The 26,168-nt window shown below is 63.1% G+C and carries 29 protein-coding genes; 15 read left to right on the forward strand and 14 right to left on the reverse strand.

Translation table 11 applies throughout. The features are described from left to right. The first annotated feature begins 23 nt into the window (after positions 1 to 23). The gene (rnhA, locus tag BBF93_RS13425) at positions 24 to 473 is read left to right on the forward strand and encodes a ribonuclease HI (RefSeq protein WP_035599815.1); all 450 of its coding nucleotides are present in this window, start codon (positions 24 to 26) and stop codon (positions 471 to 473) included. 98 nt (positions 474 to 571) lie between these two features. Here the strand turns inward: rnhA and ctrA are convergent, their stop codons facing one another. From ctrA to BBF93_RS13440, 3 genes are all read right to left on the reverse strand, one after another. Further along, the gene (gene ctrA / locus BBF93_RS13430; protein ID WP_035599634.1) at positions 572 to 1,285 is read right to left on the reverse strand and encodes a response regulator transcription factor CtrA; all 714 of its coding nucleotides are present in this window, start codon (positions 1,283 to 1,285) and stop codon (positions 572 to 574) included. A gap of 134 nt (positions 1,286 to 1,419) precedes the next feature. Further along, a complete protein-coding gene (locus tag BBF93_RS13435) occupies positions 1,420 to 2,256 on the reverse strand; it encodes an AAA family ATPase (RefSeq protein WP_035599637.1) in 837 nt (278 codons plus the stop codon). A gap of 4 nt (positions 2,257 to 2,260) precedes the next feature. After that, positions 2,261 to 3,271, reverse strand: a complete 1,011-nt coding sequence (locus BBF93_RS13440; protein ID WP_035599641.1) for a flagellar biosynthesis protein FlhF — start codon at positions 3,269 to 3,271, stop codon at positions 2,261 to 2,263. Between the two features lie 225 nt (positions 3,272 to 3,496). On the opposite strand from BBF93_RS13440, the gene BBF93_RS13445 reads away from it, so the two are divergent. Genes BBF93_RS13445 through BBF93_RS13470 form a run of 6 tightly spaced genes read left to right on the forward strand, consistent with a single transcriptional unit; the run spans position 3,497 to position 9,414 of the window. Beyond that, the gene (locus tag BBF93_RS13445; RefSeq protein ID WP_114106265.1) at positions 3,497 to 3,898 is read left to right on the forward strand and encodes a hypothetical protein; all 402 of its coding nucleotides are present in this window, start codon (positions 3,497 to 3,499) and stop codon (positions 3,896 to 3,898) included. A 22-nt stretch (positions 3,899 to 3,920) separates the two neighbouring features. Continuing rightward, complete coding sequence (locus tag BBF93_RS13450; RefSeq protein WP_114106266.1) at positions 3,921 to 4,835, forward strand: pseudouridine synthase; 915 nt, start codon at positions 3,921 to 3,923, stop codon at positions 4,833 to 4,835. 31 nt (positions 4,836 to 4,866) lie between these two features. Further along, positions 4,867 to 6,204, forward strand: coding sequence for a cytochrome P450 (locus BBF93_RS13455; protein ID WP_114106267.1), 1,338 nt, complete (start codon positions 4,867 to 4,869; stop codon positions 6,202 to 6,204). A 46-nt stretch (positions 6,205 to 6,250) separates the two neighbouring features. Next, on the forward strand, positions 6,251 to 7,582 hold the full coding sequence (locus tag BBF93_RS13460) for a cytochrome P450 (protein ID WP_233349131.1): 1,332 nt from the start codon (positions 6,251 to 6,253) through the stop codon (positions 7,580 to 7,582). Continuing rightward, a complete protein-coding gene (locus tag BBF93_RS13465; protein ID WP_114106268.1) occupies positions 7,579 to 8,322 on the forward strand; it encodes an enoyl-CoA hydratase/isomerase family protein in 744 nt (247 codons plus the stop codon). Before BBF93_RS13460 ends, BBF93_RS13465 begins: the two co-directional genes overlap by 4 nt. 21 nt (positions 8,323 to 8,343) lie before the next feature. Beyond that, a complete protein-coding gene (locus tag BBF93_RS13470; RefSeq protein WP_114106269.1) occupies positions 8,344 to 9,414 on the forward strand; it encodes a DUF2855 family protein in 1,071 nt (356 codons plus the stop codon). Between the two features lie 4 nt (positions 9,415 to 9,418). Here BBF93_RS13470 and BBF93_RS13475 read toward each other — a convergent pair whose 3' ends face one another. The 5 genes from BBF93_RS13475 to BBF93_RS13495 all read right to left on the reverse strand — a co-directional run bounded on the left by BBF93_RS13475 (position 9,419) and on the right by BBF93_RS13495 (position 14,999). After that, the gene (locus BBF93_RS13475; protein WP_162786570.1) at positions 9,419 to 10,270 is read right to left on the reverse strand and encodes an OmpA family protein; all 852 of its coding nucleotides are present in this window, start codon (positions 10,268 to 10,270) and stop codon (positions 9,419 to 9,421) included. A 112-nt stretch (positions 10,271 to 10,382) separates the two neighbouring features. Continuing rightward, on the reverse strand, positions 10,383 to 11,660 hold the full coding sequence (locus BBF93_RS13480; RefSeq protein ID WP_035599657.1) for an amidohydrolase family protein: 1,278 nt from the start codon (positions 11,658 to 11,660) through the stop codon (positions 10,383 to 10,385). Positions 11,661 to 11,731: 71 nt separating this feature from the next. Then, a complete protein-coding gene (locus BBF93_RS13485; RefSeq protein WP_051612609.1) occupies positions 11,732 to 12,640 on the reverse strand; it encodes a hypothetical protein in 909 nt (302 codons plus the stop codon). A 44-nt stretch (positions 12,641 to 12,684) separates the two neighbouring features. Next, positions 12,685 to 13,914 (reverse strand): MFS transporter, encoded by a 1,230-nt coding sequence (locus BBF93_RS13490; RefSeq protein WP_233349132.1) that lies wholly within the window; start codon positions 13,912 to 13,914, stop codon positions 12,685 to 12,687. Beyond that, complete coding sequence (locus tag BBF93_RS13495) at positions 13,911 to 14,999, reverse strand: phosphotransferase family protein (protein WP_114106271.1); 1,089 nt, start codon at positions 14,997 to 14,999, stop codon at positions 13,911 to 13,913. The genes BBF93_RS13490 and BBF93_RS13495 overlap by 4 nt, the downstream gene beginning before the upstream one ends. 105 nt (positions 15,000 to 15,104) lie before the next feature. Between BBF93_RS13495 and BBF93_RS13500 the strand changes: the two genes are divergently transcribed. Together BBF93_RS13500 and BBF93_RS13505 are read left to right on the forward strand one after the other, a co-directional pair. Then, positions 15,105 to 15,704, forward strand: a complete 600-nt coding sequence (locus BBF93_RS13500) for a murein L,D-transpeptidase catalytic domain family protein (protein WP_114106272.1) — start codon at positions 15,105 to 15,107, stop codon at positions 15,702 to 15,704. A gap of 51 nt (positions 15,705 to 15,755) precedes the next feature. Then, positions 15,756 to 16,007, forward strand: coding sequence for a DUF3297 family protein (locus BBF93_RS13505; protein ID WP_035599662.1), 252 nt, complete (start codon positions 15,756 to 15,758; stop codon positions 16,005 to 16,007). Here the strand turns inward: BBF93_RS13505 and BBF93_RS13510 are convergent. Beyond that, positions 16,004 to 16,666 (reverse strand): TetR/AcrR family transcriptional regulator, encoded by a 663-nt coding sequence (locus BBF93_RS13510; RefSeq protein WP_051612611.1) that lies wholly within the window; start codon positions 16,664 to 16,666, stop codon positions 16,004 to 16,006. The genes BBF93_RS13505 and BBF93_RS13510 overlap by 4 nt on opposite strands. 167 nt (positions 16,667 to 16,833) lie before the next feature. Between BBF93_RS13510 and BBF93_RS13515 the strand changes: the two genes are divergently transcribed. From BBF93_RS13515 to BBF93_RS13525, 3 genes are read left to right on the forward strand one after another with little or no spacing between them, the layout of a single operon-like run. Further along, positions 16,834 to 17,367, forward strand: a complete 534-nt coding sequence (locus BBF93_RS13515) for a cupin domain-containing protein (protein WP_035599665.1) — start codon at positions 16,834 to 16,836, stop codon at positions 17,365 to 17,367. Between the two features lie 11 nt (positions 17,368 to 17,378). Further along, positions 17,379 to 18,167 (forward strand): SDR family NAD(P)-dependent oxidoreductase, encoded by a 789-nt coding sequence (locus BBF93_RS13520; RefSeq protein ID WP_114106273.1) that lies wholly within the window; start codon positions 17,379 to 17,381, stop codon positions 18,165 to 18,167. 27 nt (positions 18,168 to 18,194) lie between these two features. Beyond that, complete coding sequence (locus BBF93_RS13525) at positions 18,195 to 19,256, forward strand: zinc-binding dehydrogenase (RefSeq protein WP_051612612.1); 1,062 nt, start codon at positions 18,195 to 18,197, stop codon at positions 19,254 to 19,256. A 124-nt stretch (positions 19,257 to 19,380) separates the two neighbouring features. Here the strand turns inward: BBF93_RS13525 and purD are convergent, their stop codons facing one another. After that, on the reverse strand, positions 19,381 to 20,667 hold the full coding sequence (gene purD / locus BBF93_RS13530; protein ID WP_114106274.1) for a phosphoribosylamine--glycine ligase: 1,287 nt from the start codon (positions 20,665 to 20,667) through the stop codon (positions 19,381 to 19,383). A gap of 43 nt (positions 20,668 to 20,710) precedes the next feature. Here purD and xseA point away from each other — a divergent pair, with 43 nt between their 5' ends. Continuing rightward, complete coding sequence (gene xseA / locus BBF93_RS13535) at positions 20,711 to 22,111, forward strand: exodeoxyribonuclease VII large subunit (RefSeq protein WP_114107087.1); 1,401 nt, start codon at positions 20,711 to 20,713, stop codon at positions 22,109 to 22,111. Positions 22,112 to 22,115: 4 nt separating this feature from the next. Beyond that, positions 22,116 to 22,733, forward strand: coding sequence for an FMN-binding negative transcriptional regulator (locus BBF93_RS13540; protein ID WP_114106275.1), 618 nt, complete (start codon positions 22,116 to 22,118; stop codon positions 22,731 to 22,733). Between the two features lie 38 nt (positions 22,734 to 22,771). Here BBF93_RS13540 and BBF93_RS13545 read toward each other — a convergent pair whose 3' ends face one another. After that, on the reverse strand, positions 22,772 to 23,206 hold the full coding sequence (locus BBF93_RS13545) for a peptidylprolyl isomerase (protein WP_035599676.1): 435 nt from the start codon (positions 23,204 to 23,206) through the stop codon (positions 22,772 to 22,774). Positions 23,207 to 23,402: 196 nt separating this feature from the next. Between BBF93_RS13545 and BBF93_RS13550 the strand changes: the two genes are divergently transcribed. Beyond that, on the forward strand, positions 23,403 to 23,756 hold the full coding sequence (locus BBF93_RS13550; protein ID WP_114106276.1) for a hypothetical protein: 354 nt from the start codon (positions 23,403 to 23,405) through the stop codon (positions 23,754 to 23,756). Between the two features lie 16 nt (positions 23,757 to 23,772). Here the strand turns inward: BBF93_RS13550 and BBF93_RS13555 are convergent, their stop codons facing one another. From BBF93_RS13555 to BBF93_RS13565, 3 genes are read right to left on the reverse strand one after another with little or no spacing between them, the layout of a single operon-like run. Then, entirely contained in the window at positions 23,773 to 24,207 is a 435-nt protein-coding gene (locus BBF93_RS13555; RefSeq protein WP_035599682.1) for a DUF1801 domain-containing protein, read from the reverse strand. Positions 24,208 to 24,226: 19 nt separating this feature from the next. Then, positions 24,227 to 25,240: a TIGR00341 family protein gene (locus BBF93_RS13560; RefSeq protein WP_114106278.1), complete on the reverse strand. Its 1,014-nt coding sequence runs from the start codon at positions 25,238 to 25,240 to the stop codon at positions 24,227 to 24,229. After that, entirely contained in the window at positions 25,240 to 26,106 is an 867-nt protein-coding gene (locus tag BBF93_RS13565; RefSeq protein WP_035599688.1) for an NAD(P)-dependent oxidoreductase, read from the reverse strand. Before BBF93_RS13565 ends, BBF93_RS13560 begins: the two co-directional genes overlap by 1 nt. Between the last annotated feature and the right edge of the window lie 62 nt (positions 26,107 to 26,168).

Below are 26,168 nucleotides of genomic sequence, written 5' to 3' on the forward strand. Positions count from 1 at the left end.
CCGAAGCCCCGCACCTCGCGATGATGACTGATGATGTAATCGAAATCTGGACCGATGGCGCCTGCAGCGGGAATCCCGGGCCCGGTGGCTGGGGCGCGCTGATCCGCTGGAACGGCCATGAGAAGGAACTCTATGGCGGCGATCCGGCGACGACCAACAACCGGATGGAAATGACCGCTGTGGTCGAAGCGCTGAACGCCCTCAAGCGTCCGTCCAAGGTCACGCTCAATGTTGACTCCACTTATGTGAAGGACGGCCTGACCAAATGGATCAAGGGCTGGAAACGCAATGGCTGGAAAACCGCCGACAAGAAGCCGGTGAAAAACCAGGAGCTCTGGATGGCGATGGACGAAGCCTGCAAACGCCATGATATCACCTGGAAATGGGTGAAGGGCCACAATGGCGACGAAGGCAATGAGCGCGCCGACGCCCTCGCGCGCAAAGGCACCGATGAGGCGCGCGGGCGGAAATAGCCGCCGCTTTCTCTGCCTGCCGATACTCTGTCAACAGACATGAAAACGCCCGGAAAGTCTGGCTTTCCGGGCGCTCAATTTCAAATCTCAACGGAAGCTCAGGCGGCTTCCTCGATCTCGCCAGCCTTCTGGCCGGGACGCGGATCACGGAGCACATAGCCACGGCCCCAGACGGTTTCGATATAGTGGTTGCCACCGGTGGCCTGCTGCAGCTTTTTGCGCAGCTTACAGATGAAGACGTCGATGATCTTCAGCTCTGGTTCGTCGAGGCCGCCATAAAGGTGGTTGAGGAACATTTCCTTGGTGAGCGTCGTTCCCTTGCGCAGGGAAAGCAGCTCGAACATGGCGTATTCCTTGCCGGTGAGGTGGACGCGCTCGCCTTCCACTTCGACCGTCTTGGCGTCGAGGTTCACCAGGATCTCGCCCGTGCGGATCACGCTCTCGGCATGGCCTTTGGAGCGGCGCACAATGGCGGTGATGCGGGCGATCAGCTCGTCCTTGTTGAACGGCTTGGTGAGGTAGTCGTCCGCGCCGTAGCCGAGGGTTTTCACCTTGGCTTCAATGTCCGGATTGCCCGAGAGGATCATGACGGGCGTGTTCACACGGCTCATGCGGAGCTGCTTGAGAACTTCAAAGCCTGTGATGTCAGGCAGCGACAGATCCAGGAGGATCATGTCGAACTCGTAGACCTTGCCGATATCAACGCCGTCTTCCCCCAGATCAGTGAGATAGACGTTGAAGCCAGCGGCTTTGAGCATCAGCTCGATCGAACGGGCCAGCGCCCGATCATCTTCAATTAGCAGGACGCGCATCGCTCGTCTCCCGAATCATCTTAAAGTCAGTCGTAGCTGTTTTGGTTAACATTGTGAATCCTAACGTACCTTTATTAACAGGTATTAAAAAAGCGTTGGACCACAGACGAAATGATTCACTTTCCCTGAACGGATCAGTTGCCAAGCTCTGCGGAGGCCTGGCCCATCATGACCTGGGCCACCGCGATCACATCCTGAACAGGCTGGGCCTGGGGATCGATTGACATCAGCGTCTTCTGACACCGGATTGCATCGCGAACCTTCGGGTCGCGCATGACCGTACCTGCAAGGCGAGGCCGGAAACCGAGGAAGGTCTGGCAGGCGCGCGCAATGGCTTCATAGGTACGTTGACCCGCCGCGCGCGTATCGGCCTGGTTGATGCAGATCAGCGGCTCAACCGACGGGGCATAGCCGCGCAGCACCTTGATGAAGGCGTAGGCATCGGTCATCGAGGCGGGATCATCGGTAATGACGATCAGCGCCTTGTCGCCCGAGCGAGCGAGCCGCATGCAGTTGGCTTCGATGCCGGCGCCAAGATCAATCACCACATGGTCATATTGCAGCGCCAGCGCCGAGAGACCGGCCGCAAGGCGCGCAACTTCTTCCGTGGGCAGCTCAGCCAGCGCACCGGAGCCCGAACGGCCCGGCAGCACATCGAACCCGCCATGGCCTGCGCCGCCATCAATCGGGGTAACTGCGTCTTCAAGCTCAACCCAGCCAGCCACCACAGCCGCCAGATCCGTCTCCGGCGCGATGCCCAGCTGAACGTCGACATTGGCAAGGCCAAGATCGCCATCCACCAGCAAAACACGGCGGCCGGCCTGCGCCAGGGACGAGGCCAGAGAGATGGATACAAAGGTCTTGCCGACCCCGCCCTTGCCACTGGCAACGGTGATGACGGAAGCCGGCGTCACGCGCGGGGGCGGACGAACGGGCGGGCGGTCTTGCGATCTGCGAAGGGCAAAGCTCATGGGATCATGCAGCTCCTCTGAGGGCAATCACATCGCCGCGGGCGTCTTCCATAAGAAGCGCAGCAAGACGTGACGGGGCGGCCGGGACGAGCCCGCCACCAATGAACGGCGTGATTGCCAGATGCGAGAATGCGATACCTGATGAGGTAAGAGCCGCGATGGCCCCGCCCCGGCGGCGTACAACATCAAGCTTGGTCAGGATAGCGCGGCGAACACCTGCGCGGTGGAAAGCGCGGGCGGACTCGGCCAGATCGTCCGGGTGCCCCTCAGCAGAAAGGACCAGCACCGGCTCGGCGCGGATGGCAGCCACGAGATCGCCAAGGCTCGCCAGATCATCGCCCTCGAAGGGGTTGATGGCCGGCAGGTCGATCACGCAGCGGCGGCTTTCATTGCGCAGGGATCTCAGCTCACTGAACAGCGCATCGGGCGTTTCAGCCACCCGGATCTGCCCGCGCTCGCGCTCGAGATAGGCAGCCAATTGCTCACCGGCTGCAGACCCGTCGAGGTCAGCCGCCAGCGGCGTGATCTCGGCCCGCGCCACCGAAGCGCGGCGGGTCAGCTTCGCTGCTGTCGAGGTGCGGCCATGGCCGGGCGGACCAACGAGAAGAATGTCGCGGTCCAGGCGGGCCGGAATAGGATCGCAGGTCACAAGGCGCGACAGGCCCTCGGCCATCGCCTCCTCAGGCGTCGAGAACTCGCCCGGGCGGCGGCCAGCGCCTTCATTGGCCACACGCTCGGCAAAGCGTTGCGGGGCGCCATGCCACAGCAGCGCGTCCCGCACGCGGGCAAAGATCGGATTGTCCACGCCGCGGCCATGGCCGAGATTGCGGGCGTCGCGCAGGAAGAGCGGCTCGTTCCCGGCAGCTGATGCGCCTTTCCGGTCGGTGGCCGCGCGCACTTCCACGCCGCCATCTACTTCGCGCTCGGACAGGATCACCGCATCCGCGCCCATTTCCGCAAAGATCATCGCCTTGGCAGCTTCCATCGATTCTGCGGCGAACATCTTCATGCGCATGGGCGTCGTGTCCTCAGGTTACGCTGCGGCGGGAGTGGGGAGTGATTCTCTGGGGCGCCGCTGAACTCGATTTGATCAAGCCGCCCAAAGGTTAATTTTTTCCGAAATTGCGTTAGGGTTTACAGGAAATTCAGGAAAGCAGGGTGTTTGTAACGTTTCGCGGACCCGACTGGCCTTGCTGGCTGGACGGCCTATCCTGACATCAGGAAAACGCAGGGAAACGTCATGCCGCTGACAGAAATTCTAGCGATTACAGGGCTTGGGCTCGGGGCAGCGATGGGGCTGGGCGCCCTCCTTGTGCCCGAATGGGCTTCGGGTGTCGTCCGCCTCAAAGCCGATCCGGCAAAGGGCGGGGGCTATTCGGAGTTCCGCGCCACATATGGCGGCCTTCTCTTCCTGGTTCACGCTGTAGCGCTGGGCATTGTGCTGCTCACCCCGCCGGCCGGGTCTGCCCTGGCGGTGATGCCGATTGCAGCGGGATGGTTTGGCGCAGCGTTTGGCCGGGTGGTTTCGCTGCTGTTTGACCGTTCGAAACTCGGCGATACGCGCATCATCCCGATCTGGATGGCCACTGAGGTGGCGCTCGGCCTTGCTATTGGCGCGCCAGTCCTGCAATTCCTCGGCTGAAGCCACATAGAAAGACACTGCCATGACGGAGCGTCGCGAGACGGCCCGCCCGAACCGGAAACCTTCCGGCGCGAAACGGCCCGCCCCTGCCCACAAATCTGCTGCCGCCCCGGCCGACTGGTCGGAAGGCGAGCGTATCGCCAAATATCTGGCGCGGGCGGGCATTGCCTCCCGCCGCGAGGTCGAACGCCTGATCGAGGCGGGCGAAGTGACCGTTAACGGCCAGAAGCTGACATCCCCAGCCTTCAAGGTGACCGGCAAGGAGCTGATCAAGGTTGGCCGCAAGACGGTTCGGGCGCCTGATGCCAGCCGCCTCTGGCGTTACCACAAGCCTGCTGGCCTGATCACCACCACCAACGATCCGGCCGGCCGGCGCACGATTTTCGACGAGCTGCCCAAATCCCTGCCCCGGACCGTTACCGTTGGCCGGCTCGACCTGACCACCGAGGGCCTGCTCCTCCTCACCAATGATGGGGAACTCGCCCGCTTCCTGGAACTGCCGAAATCGGCGCTCGAGCGCACCTACCGCGTCCGCGCCAAGGGAACGGTGACGCAGCTGAAGATCGACGAACTGGCGAGCGGCATTACGGTCGAGGGCGTAAAGTACCAGCCGATCAAGGCGGTGTTCGACCGGGAGATGGGCGCGAACTCCTGGCTGACCGTGACCCTCACCGAAGGCAAGAACCGGGAGGTGCGCAAGGCGCTGGAATCGGTCGGCCTTACGGTGAACCGCCTGATCCGGGTGAGTTATGGCCCGTTTGTGCTGGCAGATCTGAAACCAGGCCAGGTGGATGAGGTACCCTCCGACCTCCTCGAAGCGGCGCTGGCAGAGCTGGGCCACAAGGTCGATTCTGCGCCCGCCAAGCCCGCTCCTGCCCCTAAGTCACGCCTTGGCAGGCGGGGGCCTTCGACTAGAGTAAAGGGAAAGCGGGCCTAGATCCGCACCCCACGCTCTGGAGGCTTTTCACATGTCCGATACAGCTGTGCTGGCGGTTCCGCCGGACACAAAGAAAGACCCTGCGCGCCGCATGAGCGAAGCAGCAGCGGCCACCTGCGATCAGATCGTCACCCCGGCCGTCTATGCCGACCAGGCGGCGCTGGACGCGGCCTTCAAGCGGCTGCGCGCCGAAGATCCGCTGGCCTGGTGCGAGCCTGAAGGCTTCCGTCCCTTCTGGGCGGCCACCAAGCATGCCGACATCATGGATATTTCTCGCCAGAACCAGCTGTTCACAAACGGCCAGCGCGAGATGCTCTCCTATCACGAGGCGGAGAAGGGCGTTTACGCCAAGTTCGGCCAGCCCCACCTTCTGAAAACCCTCGTCCAGCTGGACGACCCGCTGCACTACAAGCTGCGCCACCTGACCCAGGAATGGTTCATGCCGCAGAATGTGAAGAAGCGCGAAGACGCCATCAAATCCATCGCCAAACAGTATGTCGACCGGATGGAAGACATGGGCGGGGAGTGCGATTTCCAGCGCGATGTGGCGCTCTATTATCCCTTGCGCGTGATCATGCAGATCCTCGGTGTTCCGGAATCGGATGAACCGATGATGCTGAAGCTGACGCAGGAGATTTTCGGCGCGCAGGATGAAGACCTGATGCGCGACAAATCCCTCGCCGAGGAGCGCGATGTGGAAAAGGGCCTCGCCTCGATCCAGGCGACGCTGGCCGAATTCTTCATGTACTTCACCAACATCACGGCCGACCGGCGCGCCACCCCGAAGGATGATGTCTCCACCGTCATCGCCAATGGCATGGTGGACGGCGAGCCGATCGGCCAGCTGGAAGCGATGAGCTATTACATCATCGTGGCCGCTGCGGGCCATGACACAACCAGCGCATCGACCGGCGGCGGCGTGCTCGGCATGCTGCAGAACCCGTCCGAGCTGAAAAAGATGATGGCCGATCCAAAGGCCGTCTCGCGCATGGCCGTGGACGAAGCCATCCGCTGGACGACGCCGGTGAAGCATTTCATGCGCACCGCGCAGGATGACTATGAACTCCGGGGCAAGAAGATCCTGAAGGGGGAGAGCGTTCTGCTCTGCTATCCGTCGGGCAACCGGGATGAGGAAGTCTTCGACGATCCCTTCACCTTCCGCGCCGACCGCTCGCCCAACAAGCTGATCTCCTTCGGCTATGGCGGCCATATGTGCCTCGGGATGCACCTTGCCCGCCTCGAAATGCAGGCGATCTATGAGGAGCTGTTCAGCCGCGTGAAATCGATCGAGCTGGCCGGAGAGCCGAGCTTCATCAAGGCCAACTTCGTCGGCGGCCCGAAATCCATCCCGGTACGGTACAAATTCTAGTTAATCGCCTCCCTGAGGGGAGGCGCCATCACAGTGAGCAGGATCAATGACGCTTCTGAATGTCACCGAAACCTATCAGGTTGAAAGCCCGCCGAAGGAACCGAAATTCGGCAAGGCTCACGCCCTCACGCCGCCGGTGGACCTGACCCAGCCGACCGTCTTCTCGGACAATGGTGGCTACACTCATGACGCGTTCGCGACAATGCGCGAGAAAGCCCCCGTCATGTGGCATCCGGAAGTCCTCGGCGCAGGATTCTGGGCCGTTACGTCCTACGATCTGGTGAAGAAAGTCGAGCTGGCGCCCGAAACTTTCTCATCCCAGAAAGGCGGCATCCTGATGAATTACGGTATGGAGGGCGTTCCGCGCCATCCGCTGCTGCATTCCTCTTCGCTGAACTCGCTGATCAATCTGGACCGGCCCTTCCACACGCCGCTCCGTATGGAGCATATGGCCTATTTCCGCGCCGACTTTGTTGCCGAACTTCGCAAGCGCGTGGATGTGGAGGTCAACCGTCTGCTCGACGCGATGGAGAAGCAAGGGCCCGTGGTCGACATGGTGGAGATGTTCTCTGCCGAACTGCCGCTTTTCACGCTCTGCGAAATCCTCGGCGTGCCGCCGGCCGACCGGCCGAAGCTCGTCCACTGGATGCACTTCCTTGAGACCTCGCAATACCAGGCCCAGCAGGAAGGCCTCGGCAATGTGACGCCTGAGCAGATCATGACCTTCATGACCGAAATCCAGGCCATGTTCGAATATGGGCGCTACCTGCTGGATGAGCGGCGCAAAAATCCGCAGCCGGACCTTCTCTCCGCCATCGCCAATGTGCAGATCGACGGCAAGCCGCTCTCGCCGGAATTCCTGGATGGTTCCTGGCTGCTGATCGTCTTTGCGGGGAACGATACCACGCGCAACTCCCTCTCGGGAACCATGCGCCTGCTGACGGAAAATCCGCATCTGCGCGAGCAGCTGAAGGAGAAGCCCGAGCGCTTCCCCAATTTCGTGCATGAAGCCATCCGCATGGTCACACCTGTCACCTATATGCGCCGCACCGCCACGCAGGACACCGAACTGGGTGACCAGAAGATCGCTGCGGGCGAAAAGGTCGTGATGTATTATCCGGCCGCCAACCGTGACCCGGCAAAGTTTGCAGATCCCAACACCTTCGACATCGACCGCGCCAACGCCAAGGAACATCTTTCCTTCGGCCACGGGCCGCATGTCTGCCTTGGCCAGCGTGTGGCGAACATGCAACTGGAATCGGCCTATCGGAACATTCTCAGCCGCTTCCCGAACGTGCGATGGACCGGTGAGCAGACGATTGCGCCGAACAACTTTGTGCATGCGATCTCGTCGCTGATGGTGGATCTCGGCAAATGAGCGTCGTTCTCCGCGAAGACCGCGATGGCCTGGCCATCCTGACGCTGAACCGCCCGGACAAGCTCAACTCGCTCACCGTGGGTATGTTCGAGGAGCTGCGCAAACATGTGCTCGCGCTCTACAAGGACGACTCCATCGGCTGCGTGGTATTGCGCGGCGCCGGGCGGTGTTTCTCCGCCGGGCACGATCTTGCCGATATCGCCGAAGGCGAAGCTGTGCCCTCGCGCGGCTGGCATTCGGAAACCCTCCGCCTGATGGAGCGCCTGCCCAAACCGGTGATCGCTGCCGTGCACGGGCATTGTTACACCGGCGCCCTGGAAGTGGCGCTGGCGGCCGATTTCATCATCGCCGCCGAAAGCGCAAAGTTTGGCGACACTCACGCCAAATGGGCGCTCACCCCGATCTGGGGCATGAGCCAGCGCCTGCCCCGGCGCGTCGGCATTGCCACCGCCAAGCGCCTGATGTTCACCGCCGAAATGTTCGGCGCCGCCGAGGCGCTCAGGATTGGCCTTGCAGAACTCGTTGTTCCGGATGCGGAATTTGACGCCGCCATCGACGGAATCGCCCGTCAGATCCTGGCCAATTCGCCGTTCAGTCATGCTGCCAACAAACGCCTTCTGGAGGCAACGGACGCGCGGGATATGGACAGCGGCCTGCAATGGGAAATACTTAACAATGAGGGTGTAGGCCCGGACATGCAGGCTCGCATCGGCGCATTCATGGGGAAAGGCCGCAGCTGAGCCCTGAAAAGGGGACAAGACATGGCTGACTTTCTGATCCGTCGCGGCAATCTGCGCGACACAAGCTGGACCGAAACGCCTGCGGCTCCGCTCGCTGACGGCCAGGCCCGCCTGAAGGTCGATGCCTTCGCGCTCACCGCAAACAACGTCACCTATGCCACGTTTGGCGAGGCGATGGGCTATTGGAGTTTCTTCCCTGCCGCCGATCCGGCCTTTGGCCGCGTGCCGGTCTGGGGCTTTGCGACCGTGACCGAGTCGAAAGCTGAGGGCGTCGCGCCCGGCGCGCGGGTCTATGGCTACCTGCCGGTCTCCGAACAGTTCGACGTTTCACCTATCCGCGTCAGCGCGGCGAGCTTCATGGACGGCGCCGCCCACCGTCAGGGCCTCGCGCCGATCTACAACACCTACATCTTCAACGCCGCGGACCCCTCCTACGATCCCGCCTTCGAAGCCCAGCAGATGCTGTTCCGTCCGCTGTTCACCACCGGCTGGATGATCGATGACTGCCTGATGGAAACGGGCGCGGACATTCCCGAAACCGTCGTCATCTCCTCTGCCTCGTCGAAAACGGCCCTGGCGCTTGCCCATTGCCTGAAACAGCGGGGCGCCGTGGAAGCCATCGGCCTCACCTCACCGGCCAACAAGGCCTTTGTCGAAGCCTCCGGCCTCTATGCGCGCACCACCACTTATGATGAAGTCGACAGCCTGCATGCCCGCGGCCTCACCGCCTATGTGGATTTCCTTGGCCGCCCGGCGCTGACAGCCGATGTCCATCACGCCCTGAAAGACCGGCTGGTGCGCAGCCTGGTGATTGGCGTGACAGATTGGGAAGGCAATCGCGCGCCGGTGGAGGCGCCCGGCCCCCAGCCGGAATTCTTCTTTGTGCCAACATATGCCGCCGAGCGTGCCAAGGCGCTGGGGGCGGATGAACTCAACGCGCGGACGGGCAAATCTCTGGCGGGTTTCTATGCTGCCTCGTCAAAATACCTGACGCCGGAACATCAGAAGGGCCGCGCCGCCATCGAGACAGCCTGGCGCCAGACACTGGACGCCAAGGTCTCCCCGTCGACCGGCCTGATCCTCAACTTCTGAGGCTTCAGCGCGGCTTTACCGTGAATTCGGTCCGGCGATTGCGGGCATGCGCCTCAGCCGTCGAACCTGTGTCGATCGGGCGGCTTTCGCCATAGCCCACCGCTTTCAGCGTCTCTTCGGGCAGCCCCTTGCCGATCAGATAGGCGCGCAGGGCATCGGCCCGCTCTTGCGAGACGCGCAAATTATAGTCGTCCGCGCCGCGTGTATCCGTATGCGTACCAATCTCGATCTCGAAGGCCCGGCAGAGCATGGCAACCCCGCCCAGCGCATCAACCAGCGGCAGGCTGACCGGGGAGATATTGGCATTGCCGGTGCCAAACTGAATGACCCGGTCCCTGGAGGTCGCATTGAACGCCGCCTGACAGCTTTCCGCCGTGGTCAATTGACCCGCCAGCGCCGCCAGCGGCACGCCGAGGCCCTCTTCGCCGCCCTCAACTGAAATGCCATCCACGACCAGCATCCCGGCAGCCCCCGCGCGCGGATGCCCCTCAATGGCGGCCAATCCGGCAGCAAGGCCCTGCGCCTTGGCGCCGGCGTCCGGCGCTGAGCCGGTCACCACGGCCACCTGATCGCGCATGGTGATGCCAAGCCAGTCAATTCCTGCGGCCTGCAGCCCTGTCTGAATTTCCTGCGCCCAGAGCGCCGGATTATTGGCGGCAAGTTCCGGCGGCGTTGTGCTCACCAGCAGGCGGCCATCCCGCATCTCATACATCCCGTCCGCAATCGGCACACATTCGTCTCCGCCCGCCGTTGAGGCGGCTGGGGCCGCCGCACGGGTAGAAGCAGGGGCCGTGTCGCTACAGGCGCCCAGCGTCAGAAACGCGGCCGAAACAAGCAGGCAGGAGCGGATAGCCATGACTTTCCTCACAGGGGTAACGCCGGCGCAGGCAGGATTTACCATCATAAATGCATAAGCGGTGCAGCCCCCGCCGTCAAAGCGGGAGGCCGCGTCCCTGTCGCCCTGCAAATTACTTGCCGGACTTGTAGACCTCTCCGCCCTTCATCACGAACTCGACCGCCTCAAGCACGCGGATGTCTTTCAGCGGGTCTTTGGTCACCGCAATCAGGTCGGCATATTTGCCCGGCTCCAGCGTGCCGATGTCCTTGGCCATTTCCAGGTGCTCGGACGCCACGACCGTCGCTGACCGGATGGCTTCTTCGGGCGTGAACCCTGCTTCCACCATCAGCGCAAATTCCCGGGCATTGTCCCCATGGCGCGAGACGCCGGTATCGGTGCCAAAGGCCACCGCCACACCGCCCTCATGCGCCCGGCGCAGCATCTCCAGCATCAACGGCCCAACCTGCGCCGCCTTGGCCCGTGACGGCGCCGGCAGCCAGGGTTCATTCGTCCAGCCGGTCACCGTCGCGCCCGCCAGCACGGTGGGCACCAGAATGGCGCCGCTTTGCTTGAACAGCGCAATAGACTCGGCATCCAGGTACGTGCCGTGCTCGATGGAATCGATGCCGGCGCGCAGCGCCGCATCTACCCCGCTCTTGCCATGGGCATGCGCGGTCACCTTGCGGCCCATCTTGTGAGCGGCGTCCACGATGGCGGCCAGCTCCTCATCGGTGAATTGCTGTTCCAGCCCCGCAGCGGTGTTGGACAACACTCCGCCGGTCGCGGTGATCTTGATGAGATCGGCGCCTTCCTTGATCTGCTGGCGCACGGCCCGGCGGCAATCATCAGCGCCGTTGCAGATGCTGCTGCCCGTGAAGGCTGCCATCACGCGCGAGGAATAGCCGTTGATGTCCCCATGCCCGCCGGTGATCGCGACGCTGCTTCCGGAGGCACGCATACGCGGGCCCGGCACAGCGCCGCGCGCAATGGCGTCGCGCAGGCCGAAAATGGAATCGTTGGGCGCGCCCACATCCTGAACCGTGGTGAACCCCGCCTTCAGCGTTACCAGTGCAAAGGCAGCGCCGTCAAAAGCGGTGTCGACCTCGGAATCCTCGAAATCCTTGATGCGCCCGCCCGGCCCGTTCTCGCTGGTGATGTGCACATGGCTGTCGATCAGCCCCGGCAGCACATAGGCGTCTCGCAGATTGATCACCGTATAGTTCTTCGGCGTCGAATAGCCGGCCGTGATCGACACGATGCGGCCATCTTCAACCAGGATTGTCTGGCGGGTCAGATAGCCTTCGCCCGGCTTGGCGAGCACATGGCCGGCATGGATGACGGCATCCTCGGCGATAGCCGGGGCTGACAGGGTGAGCGCGCCGAGCGCGGCGGCAATCAGTTTCTTCACGGGTAATCCCTCCCAGAGATATCGCGCGCAGGGTAGCGCCCCTTACCGTCGATGCAATCGCCCCCGATACGTCAGGCGAGGCGTTCCTTGGGATATTCGGGATAGCTCGCCTTCATCACGCCGTGATTGAGCAGCATCTCGGCCACCTGCTTCTGGCCGGAGGCATCAAAGATGCGCGTGCGGATCCAGTAATTCTCCACCCGCCGCGATTCTGAAAGCGCCACGACCTCCCGCCGCAGCACATATTCCTCGCCCACGAAAAGCGGTCCCTCGATCATCCGGATTTCCAGATCGGCAAACAGGCCAATGCTCGGATGTTTCACCGGGAAGCGGGCGCCATGGCTGGAATAGTTGGCCAGCACGCTGACCATTTCGAGCGGCACCACCGGACGCCCCCAGGGCGAGGCGCCGGCATCCGAATACATCGGGTCATTCTCGGTGATCACGGCCAGCTTCTCTGCCAGCGAGAAGGGATAGAGATCGCCCATATTCTGATCCGGCCCCATCCGCACACGTTCTTCGGCGGCGCCCTGCAGGCCAACCTTCATGTCCGCCAGGATGACGAGATCGCTCGCGGGGCGCAGCGCCTTCATCCGCGCCTCCAGCAGTGTCTCGCCATGGTCCGGGCCCAGCGTGGCACTGGCTTCCAGCACGGGCGTGCCATCTTCCTTGAAGGCCCGCGCCGCCGTGCGCGTGGCGCCCGGCGCAGGCTTGTCAATCTCGGCACGGACTTTCTCGCCATCGAACACCATGTTGAGGAAATGGCAGGAGAAGCAACCGCGTTCAAACCAGTCCTTGCCCCAGACGTCCGCCAGCAACGGCACGAATTGCTGGAAATGTGTCGGCCCTTCGATAGGCCCCGCCTTGATGCCAAGGCGCGCGGCTTCTGCGTCATCATGCAGGGATTTGTGGCCACCATATTTCTGCTCGGTCAGCATATTGACGGGGCTGCGCAGCGGGCCTTTGAGAATTTCGGTCATAACATCTCCCTTTTGATCGATCCTGCCATGTTCAGGCGGCGGGGTCACGTCTTGCCGCGCCCCATGAAACGCATACTCAGAAAGGACAGCGTCACCAGCAAGGCTGAGAGGATCAGTGCCAGCCGCGTTGTCCCATCCCAACCCGCCTGCTCATACACAAAGGTTGCGCCCCAGCTGGCAAGTCCGCCGCCGATGAACATCAGCACGATATAGGCCGTCATCAGCCGGGTCCGCACGCCGGGCGGCTGGCTCAGGAACGTCATCCGCCCCGTCACATCAATCAGCGGGCCGACAACGTTCATCAGCGTCAGCGGGATGATCAGCAGCCAGAGGCTGTGCCCGAAAACTCCGAGGAGGCAGACACCGGCAAACTGCACCAGAGAAATGAGGAAGCGCGCCTTCCGCGCGCCCACCCGGTCTGCCCAGGCGCCCAGCGGCGCGGTCGTCATCAGGTTCAGCAGCGCCAGCGCCGCCAGATAGCCGACCGTATCGGTGCCATAGCCCATCTCGGGGCTGGTGAGATGAAGCCCCAGCGTCAGCCACACGGACAGGAAAATACCAAAGCCGAGCCCCTGGATCACGCCGGAGAGCACCACTTCGGGATGGCGCCGCACAATCGGGATGACCGAGAGGACAAGGCCGAAATAATTCTCTGCCGGCCCTTCTGCAGCGGACTTCTCCCGCCCCTCCATGATCCGTGGAAGGAGCAGGGTTATCGCCAGCATGACACAGGCGGCGATATAGTAGACCGTTCTCCAGCCCAGATGCTCGCCCACCCAGCCAGCGCCCACACGGGCGATCAGGATGCCGGCAATCACTCCGGTTGTCAGCGTCGCTGTCACCTGGCCGAGACGCTGAGGCTCCACCCGCTTGGAGGCATAAGCGGGCAGCAGATAGGGAGTAATCGTCGAGAAGCCGAGGAAAGTCGATCCGGCCACGAACAGCCAGAAGCTGCCCGCAAAGGCCATCATCATCAGCCCAAGGAACTGCCCGGCGGCAAACACGGTTGCCAGCTGACGGTTGCTGAACCGGTCGCCCAGCGGCAGCAGCACGAAAATCCCGACTGCAAGTGCAATCTGGTTCAGCGCGGGCACCAGACCGATGCCCGAAGGCGAAACGCCGAAATCCTTCGCCACAAGGGCGATGATCGGGTGGATGTAATAGGCGTTTGCCGTAACAACGGCGCTTGCCAGCGCCAGCAACAGCAAATCCCGGCGCGTCAGCAGCCGCCGGCCCCCCTCAGGGGCCGGCGGGCTGGAAGGCTTGTCCCTCACCCCGGCATGCCGGCGCGGCGGGCATACTCATAAGCAAACCGTGCCAGCGGAACGACACGCGCAGCGTTGGATTCTGCGTTGGCGCTGTTGGCGGTGCCATCGCGCACGCGGCCGATGATCCCCTGAAGGATGCCGGCCAGGCGGAAGGCGTTGTAGGAGAAGTAATAGTCGAGTTCTGGCAGGCCCTTGCGGCCGGTATGCTCGCAGTAAAGGCCCACATATTCTTCCATCGTCGGAATGCCCCAGGCCTTCAGGTCCGGGATCGCCATGATAGAGCCACGCGCCGAATCCCCCGGCGGCATCACCCAGTTCATCAGATGGTAGGAAAAGTCCGCAATCGGATCACCCAGCGTCGACAGCTCCCAGTCGAGCACCGCGATCACCTTCGGCTCGGTCGGATGCAGGATCATGTTGTCGAGGCGGTAGTCCCCATGAACAATCGTCGTCGTGTCGCCCGGCGGGATGTTTCCCGGCAGCCATTCGATCAGCTTTTCCATCTCCGGGATGTGGATCGTTTCGGAGGCCTTGTACTGCTTCGTCCAGCGGTGAATCTGGCGGGCGACATAATCGCCCTCCTTGCCGAAGCCTTCGAGGCCCGCTTTCCGCCAGTCCACATTGTGCAGGTCGGCGAAGGTCTTCACCTTGGCTTCATAGATCGCGCGGCGCTCGGCCGGTTGATACTCCGGCAACGTACCATCCCACAGGATGCGGCCTTCCACACAATCCATCACATAGAATATCGTGCCGGTAACGCTCTCATCCAGGCACAAGCCGTAGGGGCGGGCCACCGGATAGCCGAGCGGGTAGAGGGCATTGATGATCGTGAACTCGCGGTCCACCGCATGCGCGCTCGGCAACAACTTGCCCGGCGGCTTGCGGCGCATCACGTATTTCTTCTTCGGCGTGATCAGCTGATAGGTCGGGTTGGACTGCCCCCCCTTGAACTGGCGCACCACCAGCGGGCCTTCATACCCCTCGACATTCGCTTCCATCCAGGCAGCCAGCTTGGTTTCGTCAAAACGGTGCGACTCGGCGACTTCCTTTGTGCCGGAATACAGGTCTTGTGCGGTATCGCCCTCTGCCATTTTGGTCTCTCTCAATTCTGCCGGATTCTGTATGGATACCATACAAGTCCGCGCCGTCCCGCCAAGACCTGCCGCCGCGTCGTGTCACCTTTTCAGGATACCAGGATGAGAACCGCATTCCGTTTTTGCGCCTTGATCTTTCTGATCTTTTCCAGCGCCGGGTTGAGCGCGCAGGCAAAAATGCTCGATCCGGACGGGCTCATACGCCCGGAACTCCTGGAACGTGCCCTCGCTGCGATGGAAGCGCACGCCCGTAATGGCGGCAGCACCGGAAAGCTGGTGATCGTCGATTATGGCCAGCATTCCAGCAAGAAGCGGCTGCATGTCATCGATCTGGCAACCGGCGCCGTCTCGGCCTATCGCGCCGCCCATGGCATGGGCACCGACAAGGATCATGACGGCTATCTCGACGGTTTCTCCAGCCTGCCGGGTTCACAGGCGAGCAGCGAAGGCACCTTCCGTTTCGCCGAGGAATATACCGGCAAACATGGCCTGTCCTTCCGCCTCGATGGGCTGGACAAAACCAACAGCACCTCGCGTGAGCGGGCGATCGTCGTCCATGCCGCCGACTATGCAGAGCCCGCCTTCCTGACCCGCCATGGCAAGCTCGGCCGGTCGAATGGATGCATCGTGTTCTCGAAGGACGACCTGGCCGCGTTCGCAAACGAAGTGCCCGCAGGCACGCTGATCTTCGTCGGCAAATAACGCCGCCTATTTTGCTTGATCCGCCCCGCCCGAGGCGGCTAAACCCCGGCCATGACCGATACACCTCCCGACCGTCTCTCGATCTATCCCAACAGCCCGTACTACGACTATGACGTGCTGGTGCGCGGCATTGGCGTGCGCTTTCGCGGTGAAGAGAAATCCACCGTCGAGGAGTATTGCATCTCCGAGGGCTGGATAAAGGTGTCCGCCGGCAAGGCTGTGGACCGCAAGGGCCGGCCGATGCAGCTGACCCTGAAGGGGCCGGTCGAGGTCTGGTTCAAGGACGAGGAAGCCCAGGGCTAAGCCGGTTCCGGCCCCAGCATATCCTCGCAATGCGCCTTATGCTGCGCGCGGATCTGTTCCAGGGCCTTGTGGATCATCGCCCGGTTCTTGTCATACATCAGTTCCAGCGTGATGCCGCGCAGCGTCAGGATCAGCACGCGGGCATGCACCATGGCCGCCTCAACATCCTTCACCCCGGCAGCAATCGCCGTGGCGCATGTATCCTGGTCAATCTCCGCTTCGACCCGCATACCGATGGGCCGCAATGCCTCTCCCAGCGCGGCGTCCCACCGCGAGGCCAGCAGCGCCTCGGTAATGGCGGCGCCCTCGGGAATGTTCTGGGACTCCCAGAACAGGTCGCACATCGCCCGGTACCGGGCCACCGGATTGGGTAAGGCGCGCATCAGCTCTCGCGTATGCTCCATCATCTGGTCCATCGCCGCCTCAACCGCGCCGGTAATCAGCGCGATCCGCGTCGGGAACTGGTGCAGCACTGACCCCCGGCTGACGCCCGCCCGCTCCATCACCGTTTCGATGGAGGTGGCGGCATAGCCCCGCTCACACAAGCATTCGATGGCCGCAGTGATCAGCTGCCGGCGCGTTTCTTCGCCCCGCCGCGTTCGCCGGGGGCGTGCCGCCAGCGTATGCGGCAGCGGATCGCTCCTGTCGTTCATACCCATCAAGACTGTGCTCCCCACTCGTCATCCTGGCTATCCGGCTCAGAAATAGTCAACATTGACTACCTTTCTAACCATGATACTAATTTTCCAGCTTGCCGCGTTGCCGGGCGCGGCGCCAGAGGCTTTTCGAAGCCATAACAAGAAATCATCCGGCACGGGAGGAACACATGACCACAACTGCCGCGACGGAACCGTCTGCCAATACGGCCGGTATGGAAATTTTCCGCTTTGCCTCTGCGCCCACGCTGGACGAGACAGGCCATATGGAAGTGGCCGATCTCAATGAAGACATGCAGGCTGGCATCGGCGGCGCGCTGGAAGCAGGCTTTGCTGAAGGCAATGTGGTGAAAACTCTCTTCTCCCGCCCCGGCTTCAGCCTCACCTATGCCTGGTTCAAGAGCGGCTTCCCGCTTCCTCTGCACACGCACAATGCTGATTGCCTTTACTACATCGTCGCCGGCACGCTGCAGCTCGGAACGGAAAAGCTCGGCAAGGGTGACGGCTTCTTCATCGGCAAGGACAAAGCCTATCGCTACACACCCGGCCCGGAAGGCGTCGAGGTGCTGGAATTCCGCAGCGAAGAGAATTTCGACATCAAGTTCCTGGCCAAGACGCTGCCCGCCTGGGCGAAGATCACCGATGTGATCAAGGAGCGCCGCCCGGCCTGGGCCACCGAAGCCCCGCCCAGCAGCGCGCAATAGGCGAGCCTCACATGACCCGGAAAAGATTTGAGAACAAAGTCGCCGTCATCACCGGCGCCGCCTCCGGTATTGGCGCGGCCACCGCCCGTCTGCTGGCCCGCGAAGGCGCCCATGTGGTGCTGGCGGACCTGAACGATAATGGCGGCGCCTCCATCGCGGCTGACCTTGGCGCTACGGCCATGGCCATCAAATGCGACGTCTCCAGCGCCGGCGATATCGAAGCGCTCATCAAGGCCGCAGTGGATCGCCATGGCCGCATCGACATCCTCTTCAACAATGCCGGCATTGGCAGTTTCGGCACCAGCGTGGAAATTCAGCCTGCGGAGTGGGAACGTGTCATCGCGGTAGACCTGCACAGCGTCTATTATGCCTGCCACTTCGCCATCCCCCACATGCCGCGCGGCGGCGCGATCGTGAATACGGCCTCCATCTCTGGCATGGGCGGAGACTACCGCTTCGCCGCCTATAACGCCGCCAAGGGCGCCGTCATCAACTACACCCGCGCGCTCGCGGTAGACCATGCCCGCGACGGCATCCGCGTCAACGCGCTCTGCCCCGGCCTCGTCGATACACCGATTACCGCGGGTGCCCAGCAATTGCCGGGCCTGAAGGAAGAATGGGAAAGCCGCATCCCGCTCGGGCGCGCGGCCCAGCCCGAAGAGATGGCCAGCGTCGTGGCCTTCCTGGCTTCGGAAGACGCCTCCTATGTCACCGGCACGATCATGGTGGCCGATGGCGGCACCACCGCGCACACCGGCCAGCCGGAAGTCGCCCGCTTCGCCCTTCCGCCCCAGAGCTGACCCGCAGCAAGCATCAGGACACGTATCATGCGCGCCGCCGTTCTTCAGGGCAAATCCATCAGCATACGCCAGATGCCGGACCCCTCGCCTGCGCCTGGCCAACTCCTCGTCCGGCCGATCTTCACCGGCATCTGCGGCAGTGATCTCAGCGCCCGCAAACAGATGGCGGCCATGGCCGATACCCTGCCGCCGGAAGCCCTGTCCCAGATGCCGGCGATCATTCCGGGGCATGAGTTTTCCGCTGAAGTGATCGGCATCGCGCCGGGCACGGAGACGCAGATTAGGCCCGGCGACATCATCACCGGCCTGCCCTTCACGCACACGCATGAAGGCCCGCAGACCATCGGCCTCTCGCCCGCCCATGGCGGCGGGCTGGCCGAGCTTTCCTGCATTGATGCCTGCCGCAGCTTCCGCATCCCTGAGGGTGTACCGCATGATCTTGCCGCGCTGAGCGAGCCGCTGGCCGTTGGTCTGCATGCGGCCAATCTGGCCAGCCGCAACCGCGCGCCAAATGTCGTCATCGGTTGCGGCCCGGTCGGCCTCGCCGTCATCCTCTCGCTCAGCCTGCAGGGCAGAGGGCCCATCCTCGCGGCAGACTTCTCCGCAGAGCGCCGCCGCGCCGCCAGCGCGTTGGGCGCCGACATTGTCATAGATCCGTCGGCCGGGTCTGCCTTCGATCACTGGGGCGATCTGAAGCTGACGCCTTATCCGATGTCACCCCTGCTTGAGCGGGATTTCCGCGGCCTGCCGCCCGGCGCCAACATCTTCGAATGCACCGGCGCCCAAGGGATGCTGGATCAGGTGATCAAGGGCGCCCCGCCGCACAGCCATATCATCGTGGCCGGCGTCTGCCCGCATGAGGAGAAGCTCACCCCGCTTGACGGCATCCTCCGTGAACTGACGCTTGAGTTCAGCTTCGCCTACCGCCCGGAAGAGTTCGCCGCTGCCCTCGCCATGATAGAGGCGCACCCGGACAAGGCCGCCCGCCTCATCACCAGCCGCCAGCCACTCGCCAATACCGAAGCGGCTTTCGAGAGCCTCGCGAAAAACCCCAGCGAGATCAAGGTCCTGATCGATCCCAATTCCTGAGGCGCCGCTGCCCCCCGAACGGCTCATCCTGAGCGAAGTCGAAGGACGAGCCGGGGCTGGCGATCGCACCGCTTGCCATCCTTCGACTTCGCTCAGGATGAGCGTTGCATTCAGCTATGACTAGCTAGAGCGCGCGCCAGCCAATATCCCGGCGGCAGAAACCTTCCGGCCAGTTGATCGCGTCAACGCCTGCATAGGCCCGGTCCACCGCTTCCCGCAGGGTGGCGCCGCTGGCCGTCACGTTCAGCACGCGGCCGCCCTTGGCGATCAGCTTTCCGCCATCGGCAACATCCGTGCCCGCATGGAATACCGTGACACCTTCCAGCGCCCCGGCCTGTTTCACGCCTTCAATCACGGTGCCTTTTTCATAGCTGCCGGGATAGCCCTTGGCTGCCAGAACGACGGTTGCCGCCGGTTGGAAGTCCTCCAGTTCCAGCAGCGCCTCGAACGCTTCTTCATTGCCTTTCAGGCCACCAGTCGCCGCCACAAGAATGGCGGGCACAATATCACCCTTCAGGCCTTTCATCAGCACCTGGCATTCCGGGTCACCGAAGCGCGCATTGAACTCGACCACTTTTGGGCCTTCAGTGGTCACCATGATGCCGATATACAGCACGCCCTGATAGGGCATCCCGTCTTTCGCCATGCCCTTCAGCATCGGGGCGGCAATCTCGCACTTGACGCGAGACATGATCTCTTCACTGACGACCGGGGCGGGCGCGTAGGCGCCCATGCCGCCGGTGTTCGGGCCGGTGTCGCCATCGCCCACGCGCTTGTGATCCTGGGCGGCAGGCAGGAAGATCGCGCCTTCACCATCCGTGATGACGAACACGCTGGCCTCTTCGCCGTGCATGAATTCCTCGATCACCAGCGTGGCGGAGGCGTCGCCAAACTTGCCTGACAGCATCTCGTCGATTTCGCTGTCGGCCTCTTCCAGTGTCCCGGCAATTACAACGCCCTTGCCGGCTGCCAGGCCATCGGCCTTCAGCACATAGGGCGCGCGCATCTTGCGCAGGAACGCCTTGGCAGGCGCAGCCTCGGTGAACTCGCCATAGGCCGCCGTAGGCACGCCGTATTTCGTCATCCGGCCCTTGGAGAAGGCCTTGGAGGCTTCCAGTTGAGCCGCCTCTTTGGAGGGGCCGAACACGTCAAATCCCCGTGCCCGCAGAATGTCAGACAGGCCAAGGGCGAGGGGCGCCTCCGGGCCGATCACCACCAGGTCGGGCTCTATCTGCAGGGCAAGCTTCACCAGCCCGTCAATGTCATCGGCCCCCACATCAAAACAGGGGCCCACCGCGTCCATACCGGGATTGCCGGGCGCGCAATGCACCACGTCCACGAGGGGAGACTGGGCCATCTTCCAGGCCAGGGCGTGTTCACGGCCGCCCGATCCGATCAGGAGTATGTTCATGGGGCGGCTTGATGCGCTGAGCAGGGCATGGGATCAAGCCCAAATGCCTGACTCGCCGACCACAAATCAGCCTGAACTGACCGTCTCGGAACTCGCCGCGAGCCTGAAGCGGACAATCGAGACCAATTATGACCAGGTGATCGTGCGCGGCGAGCTTGGCCGGGTGACGATTGCCAAGTCCGGCCACATGTATGCTGACCTCAAAGACGACAAGGCCGTCCTCAACACCATCATGTGGCGGGGCCAGGTAGACCGGCTGACCTTCCGGCCCGAGGAAGGGCTGGAAGTGGTCGCCACCGGGCGCCTCTCCACCTATGAAGGCCGCTCGGCCTATCAGATGATCGCCAGCACGATGCGGCCCGCCGGCGCCGGCGCGCTGATGCAGCTGCTGGAGGAGCGCAAGAAAAAGCTCGCTGCCGAGGGCCTCTTCGACGCCAGACACAAGAAGCCGATCCCCTACATGCCCCGCACCATCGGGGTGATCACCTCGCCGACCGGGGCGGTGATCCGGGATATCCTCCACCGGATCCGTGACCGGTTTCCGGTGCGCGTCATTGTCTGGCCCGCGCTGGTGCAGGGGGAACAGGCCGCTGCCCAGGTGACCACCGGCATCCGCGGGTTCAACGCGATGACAGGGGCAAACCGGCCCGATGTGCTGATCGTGGCGCGGGGGGGCGGCTCGATTGAAGACCTCTGGCCGTTCAATGAGGAAACGGTCGTCCGCGCCGCTTTCGAGAGTGAAATTCCTTTGATTTCAGCGGTTGGGCACGAGACCGACACCACGCTGATCGACTATGTGTCCGACCGCCGGGCACCCACGCCCACAGGCGCCGCCGAGATCGCCGTGCCGGTGCGCACAGAGCTGATCCTCAGCGTGGAAGAGTCTGGCCAGCGGCTGAAACGCGCGCTCACCCGCGCCCTTGCCCGCGCCAGCGACAAACTCGTCGCGGCCCGCCTGCCCCGCCCGGAAAGCCTTTTGCAATCAAAGCGTCAGCGGCTGGACTATGCCGCCGCCAGCCTGCCCCGCGCCGCCCTGGCGCTGACCCAGAAGGCGCGCCTGAAGCTCTCCCGGCTGCAGCTTTCGCCCTCTACCCTGCGGGCGGAAATCCGGGGACAGCGCCAGCGCCTGCGTGAGGCGGCCGTGCGCGCGCGCCCTGCGCTGATGCGTCTGATCGAGCAGCGCAAGGCGGCGCTGAACGCGGAGGGCAAGCTGCTCGAAACGCTGTCCTATCAGGCGACGCTGAAGCGCGGATATGTGATCATTCGGGACAATTCCGGACAATTGGTGCGCACATCCGGACAGGCGCGGACACTTCCGGTCATGCGCGTGACCTTTGCGGACGGCGACGTCACCGCCGCGCCCATCGAGGGCGACACGCCCCCACCTGCCGCCAAACCCAAGCCCGCCCCCCGCAAGAAGGGGGATCAGGGCAACCTGTTCTGAGCCGATGCACCCTTCGCCCCGCTTCCGTGAGACCGACCCGGCCACCCTGCTGGCGCGGATTGCCGCCCATCCTCTGGGCATCGTGATGGTGAATGGCGAACGCGCGCCGCTGGCTGTGCATACGCCGGTGATCGTGCGGCTGGAGGGAGAGAGCCCTGTCCTGCGCTTCCACCTTTCGGCGGCCAATCCGGTTACGGCGCGGCTGCTGGCGGGGGCGGCGGCCACCCTCGTGTTCACCGGGCCGGACGCCTACATCTCGCCGGACTGGTATGGCGATGTGCCCGATCAGGTGCCGACCTGGAACTATCTGTCGGTCGAAGCCGAGGGAGAAGTAACCGAAACGGGCCGGGAGGGCGCAGCAGCGTTTCTGGATGACCTCTCCGCCGTGTTCGAGGCTGGCCTCTCGCCCAAGCCGCCCTGGACGCGGGCGAAGATGAAGCCGGCCGTCTTTGAAGCGCTGCTGAATGGCATTCGCGCCTTCGAGATGCGGCCCAGCCGGCTGGAGGGGATCAGCAAGCTCGGCCAGAACAAGACGCCTGAGATGCGCGCAGGCGTCATCACGGCGTTGGAAGACCTGCCCGGCGGCGCGGGAATCGCGGCGGCGATGCGGGCGCTGGACTAAAGGTGGGCGATGGACGCTTGGCCCATCGCCCACCGCAATCAGGCCGCAGCGCCAATCGCCACGAGTTCAATATCGAATGTCAGGTCCTTGCCGGCCAGCGGGTGATTGGCGTCCAGCGTGATGGCGGCGTCGTCGGCAGCAACGATCACCACGGGGATCACCTGGCCATTCTGTGTCTGCATCTGCAGACGGGTGCCAACTTCTGAAGGCACGTCCTGCGGAAACTCTGTACGCGGTACATCCTGACGCATGGACGGATTGACCGGCCCATAGGCATCTTCGCAGGGCACATTCACGGTTTTCTTGTCGCCCACCGCCATGCCGGGAATGGCCGAATCCAGGCCCGGAATGATCTGCCCGCTGCCCACCTCGAAGGAGAGCGGCTCGCGCCCTTGCGAGCTATCAAAAGTCGACCCGTCGCTCAGCGTGCCGGTATAGTGGATGTGTACGGTGTCGCCGTTCTTGACAGTCATAAGATATCCAATCGTTCTGGAGGATGGTTGGAGAAGGCCGCAGCTGCGCACCACGCCTTCCTGAAGCGTAGATGAACAAGGTAGGCGCTTGATCCGGGATGTAAACCCATAAGCAGGGATTCTGCGTTCCTTCGTTTCGCCGAACGCGCGGCTGTTGTACTCAGGAGGAGACATCGACAAGCTCCGGAGACGAACCATGTTACGTTCTGTTATTGCTGCTGCAGTGCTCGCCAGTTCCGCCCTGCCGGCGTTCGCGGACTTCGACCCTGATCGTCTGGCAACCTGTATGAAAAGTAATACGACACCGGAACTCAAGACGAATGTAAAACAGGTCATGATCCACGCTTTGCAGGATCAGAAGCCGGAGGCAAATGCGGCCCTGCTCAACTTCAGCTTCAGCGCGCTGGCCATTGCGACCTCGCAATGCGGCATGAGCTTCGCGGATGTTCAGAACCCCAAATTCGAAAGCGCCGTGGAAACCTATGCGCAGCTTCTGGGCGAGGAAATCCTGAACGACGCGCTGGCAATGATGGACATGCCGGCCTTCTGAGCGCACCTCCGCACGCTCACTCGTCCCAGGACTGATAATTCCGGCGCATATGGGCGACACCATCGCGCACGATTTCGGCGAGCACGTCCATGTCTATATCGGCCAGCTTATTGATATAGAGACAGCTCTTGCCGGTCTTGTGCTTGCCGAGGCGGGCAAGCTCGGCTGAGTAATCCCGCGTGCCCGGCATGGCGTAAAAGACAAGGTTTGCCTTGCGCGGGCTGAAGCCGGTCAGCATCGCCTCGCCGGAATGGCCGCTGTCATAAGTATAGGCATAGCGGCCATAACCGATCATCGACGGGCCCCACATTTTCGGTTTCAGGCCCGTTATCTTCGTCATCCAGGCGAGCGCGGTAGCGGCGTCCGTCTTGCGCGGGCCATCTTCCATGGCAGCGATGTAATCTGCCGGGCTGATCGCCGTGGGTTTTGTTTTCGCTTCCTTGCCTGCCATCGTCTTCCCCCCTGGCGTCTCAGGCGCCGAGTTCGACGGCGCTCCCAAGATCCAGCAGCAGTATGAGCGCGATGGCAATCAAAAGGAAGAGGCCTGACAGGATCGCGTTCAGCCAGACGGCGCGATTGGCATGTTGCTGCTCTATCCATGTCCGGGGACGGATCTTGCGCAGGCGGAAGACAATCAGCGCCGACAGGATCAGCGCCGCCACATTCAGGCTGAGCAGCAGCGCCGCGCGCAGGGCGAGTTGCCATTCGCCATAGCCAAGGAAGAGGCCGAACGCTGCGCCCGGTGGCAGCAGCGCGGCGGCCACCATCACGCCCACCAGCGCCGAGGAAGCGCCCCGCGTCACCGAGAGCGCCGCTGCGCCACCTGCCGCCATGGCAAGCGCCAAACCGTCCAGCCGCACTTCCGCGCGGGACATGAGTTCCCGGCTTTCCCAGTTGGGCGGCAGCACCAAAGCCAGCGCCAGCGAAACGCCGAGCGCGATGGCGATGCCCGCAAACAATGTGAGGATGCCCCGGCGCAGCAGCGCGAGCTCGCCCAGCGCAGCGCCCATCGCCAGGCCAATGATCGGGCCGAGCAGCGGCGCGATCACCATGGCGCCGATCACGGCGGCAACCCCATCCGAGACAAGCCCGATCGCCGCCACGATGGTGGAGAGCACCACCATGACGATGAAGTCCCGGTTGAGTTTCGCATTGCTGGAAACCTGAACGTAGAGTTCCTCGCGGGTGTGCTGCTGGCGGGCGATTTTCTTCTCGTCTTTCGGCTCGGGCAGCTTGGGAATGGTCACATCCAGATCGGCAACGGTGACGCGCCAGCCGGAGCGGTGTTCGAGCAGGGACTGAAGATTGTCGAGCATGGCCTGAACCGGGCCGTCCCGCATGATCACCTGGATCAGGCGGCGGTCTTTCTGTTCCGGCTGAAGCACCAGATAGTCGATCGGGTCTGATGCCTTGATGATCCGTATCGCCGTGTCATAGGCTTCGCCATCAGACGGGATGTGAATATCGACGCGGCAGATCCCCATCAGTCAGGCTTCCGGTCCAGCCGGGCGATCAGGCTGGAGGTATCCCAGCGGTTGCCGCCCATCGCCTGCACATCGGCATAGTACTGATCCACTTGCGCCGTGAGCGGAAGACTTGCGCCATTCTCACGGGCAGCGTCCAGCGTGATGCGGAGGTCCTTGCGCATCCAGTCGACCGCAAAACCGAAATCGAACTTGCCGTCCGTCATCGTCTTCCAGCGGTTTTCCATCTGCCAGCTCTGGGCCGCGCCGCCGGAGATCGCCGCGATCACCTTCTCTGCGTCCAGCCCCGCCTTGCCGGCAAAGTGGAGTGCCTCGGCGAGGCCCTGGACGATGCCGGCGATGCAGATCTGGTTGACGGATTTGGCAAGCTGGCCCGCGCCGCTCTCGCCGATCAGCGTGGTGGCCCGGGCAAAGGCGGCCATCACCGGCTCTGCCTTGGCGAAGGCATCTTCCTCGCCGCCGCACATGATGGTGAGCTTGCCATTGATGGCGCCCGCCTCGCCGCCCGAAACCGGCGCGTCAATGAAATGGGCGCCCTTGGCACGGCAGCGCTCGGCCAGTTCGCGGGCGAGGGAGGCGGAGGCCGTGGTGTGGTCGATGACAGTCATGCCCGCGCCCAGGCTTGGCTCAAAGCCGTCAAACACCGCGCGTACATCGGGATCATCGCCCAGGCACATCAGCACATATTCGGCGCCGAACACGGCAGAGGCGGGGTCTGCCGCGCTCTTGCCCTTGTGGGCAGCGGTCCAGGCAGCGGCCTTGGCGGGCGTGCGGTTCCAGACGGTGACCTGATGGCCTGCCCGCGCCAGATGGCCAGCCATGTGGAAACCCATGACCCCGAGGCCCAGAAATGCGGTGCGCGCCATTGCTCTCTCCTGCTGAATTACGGGCTAATTAGAGCGAATTTCATAGAAATCCCACCCCTCGG

The organism is Hyphomonas sp. CACIAM 19H1, from assembly GCF_003325995.1.
Classification (GTDB): Bacteria; Pseudomonadota; Alphaproteobacteria; order Caulobacterales; family Hyphomonadaceae; genus Hyphomonas; species Hyphomonas polymorpha.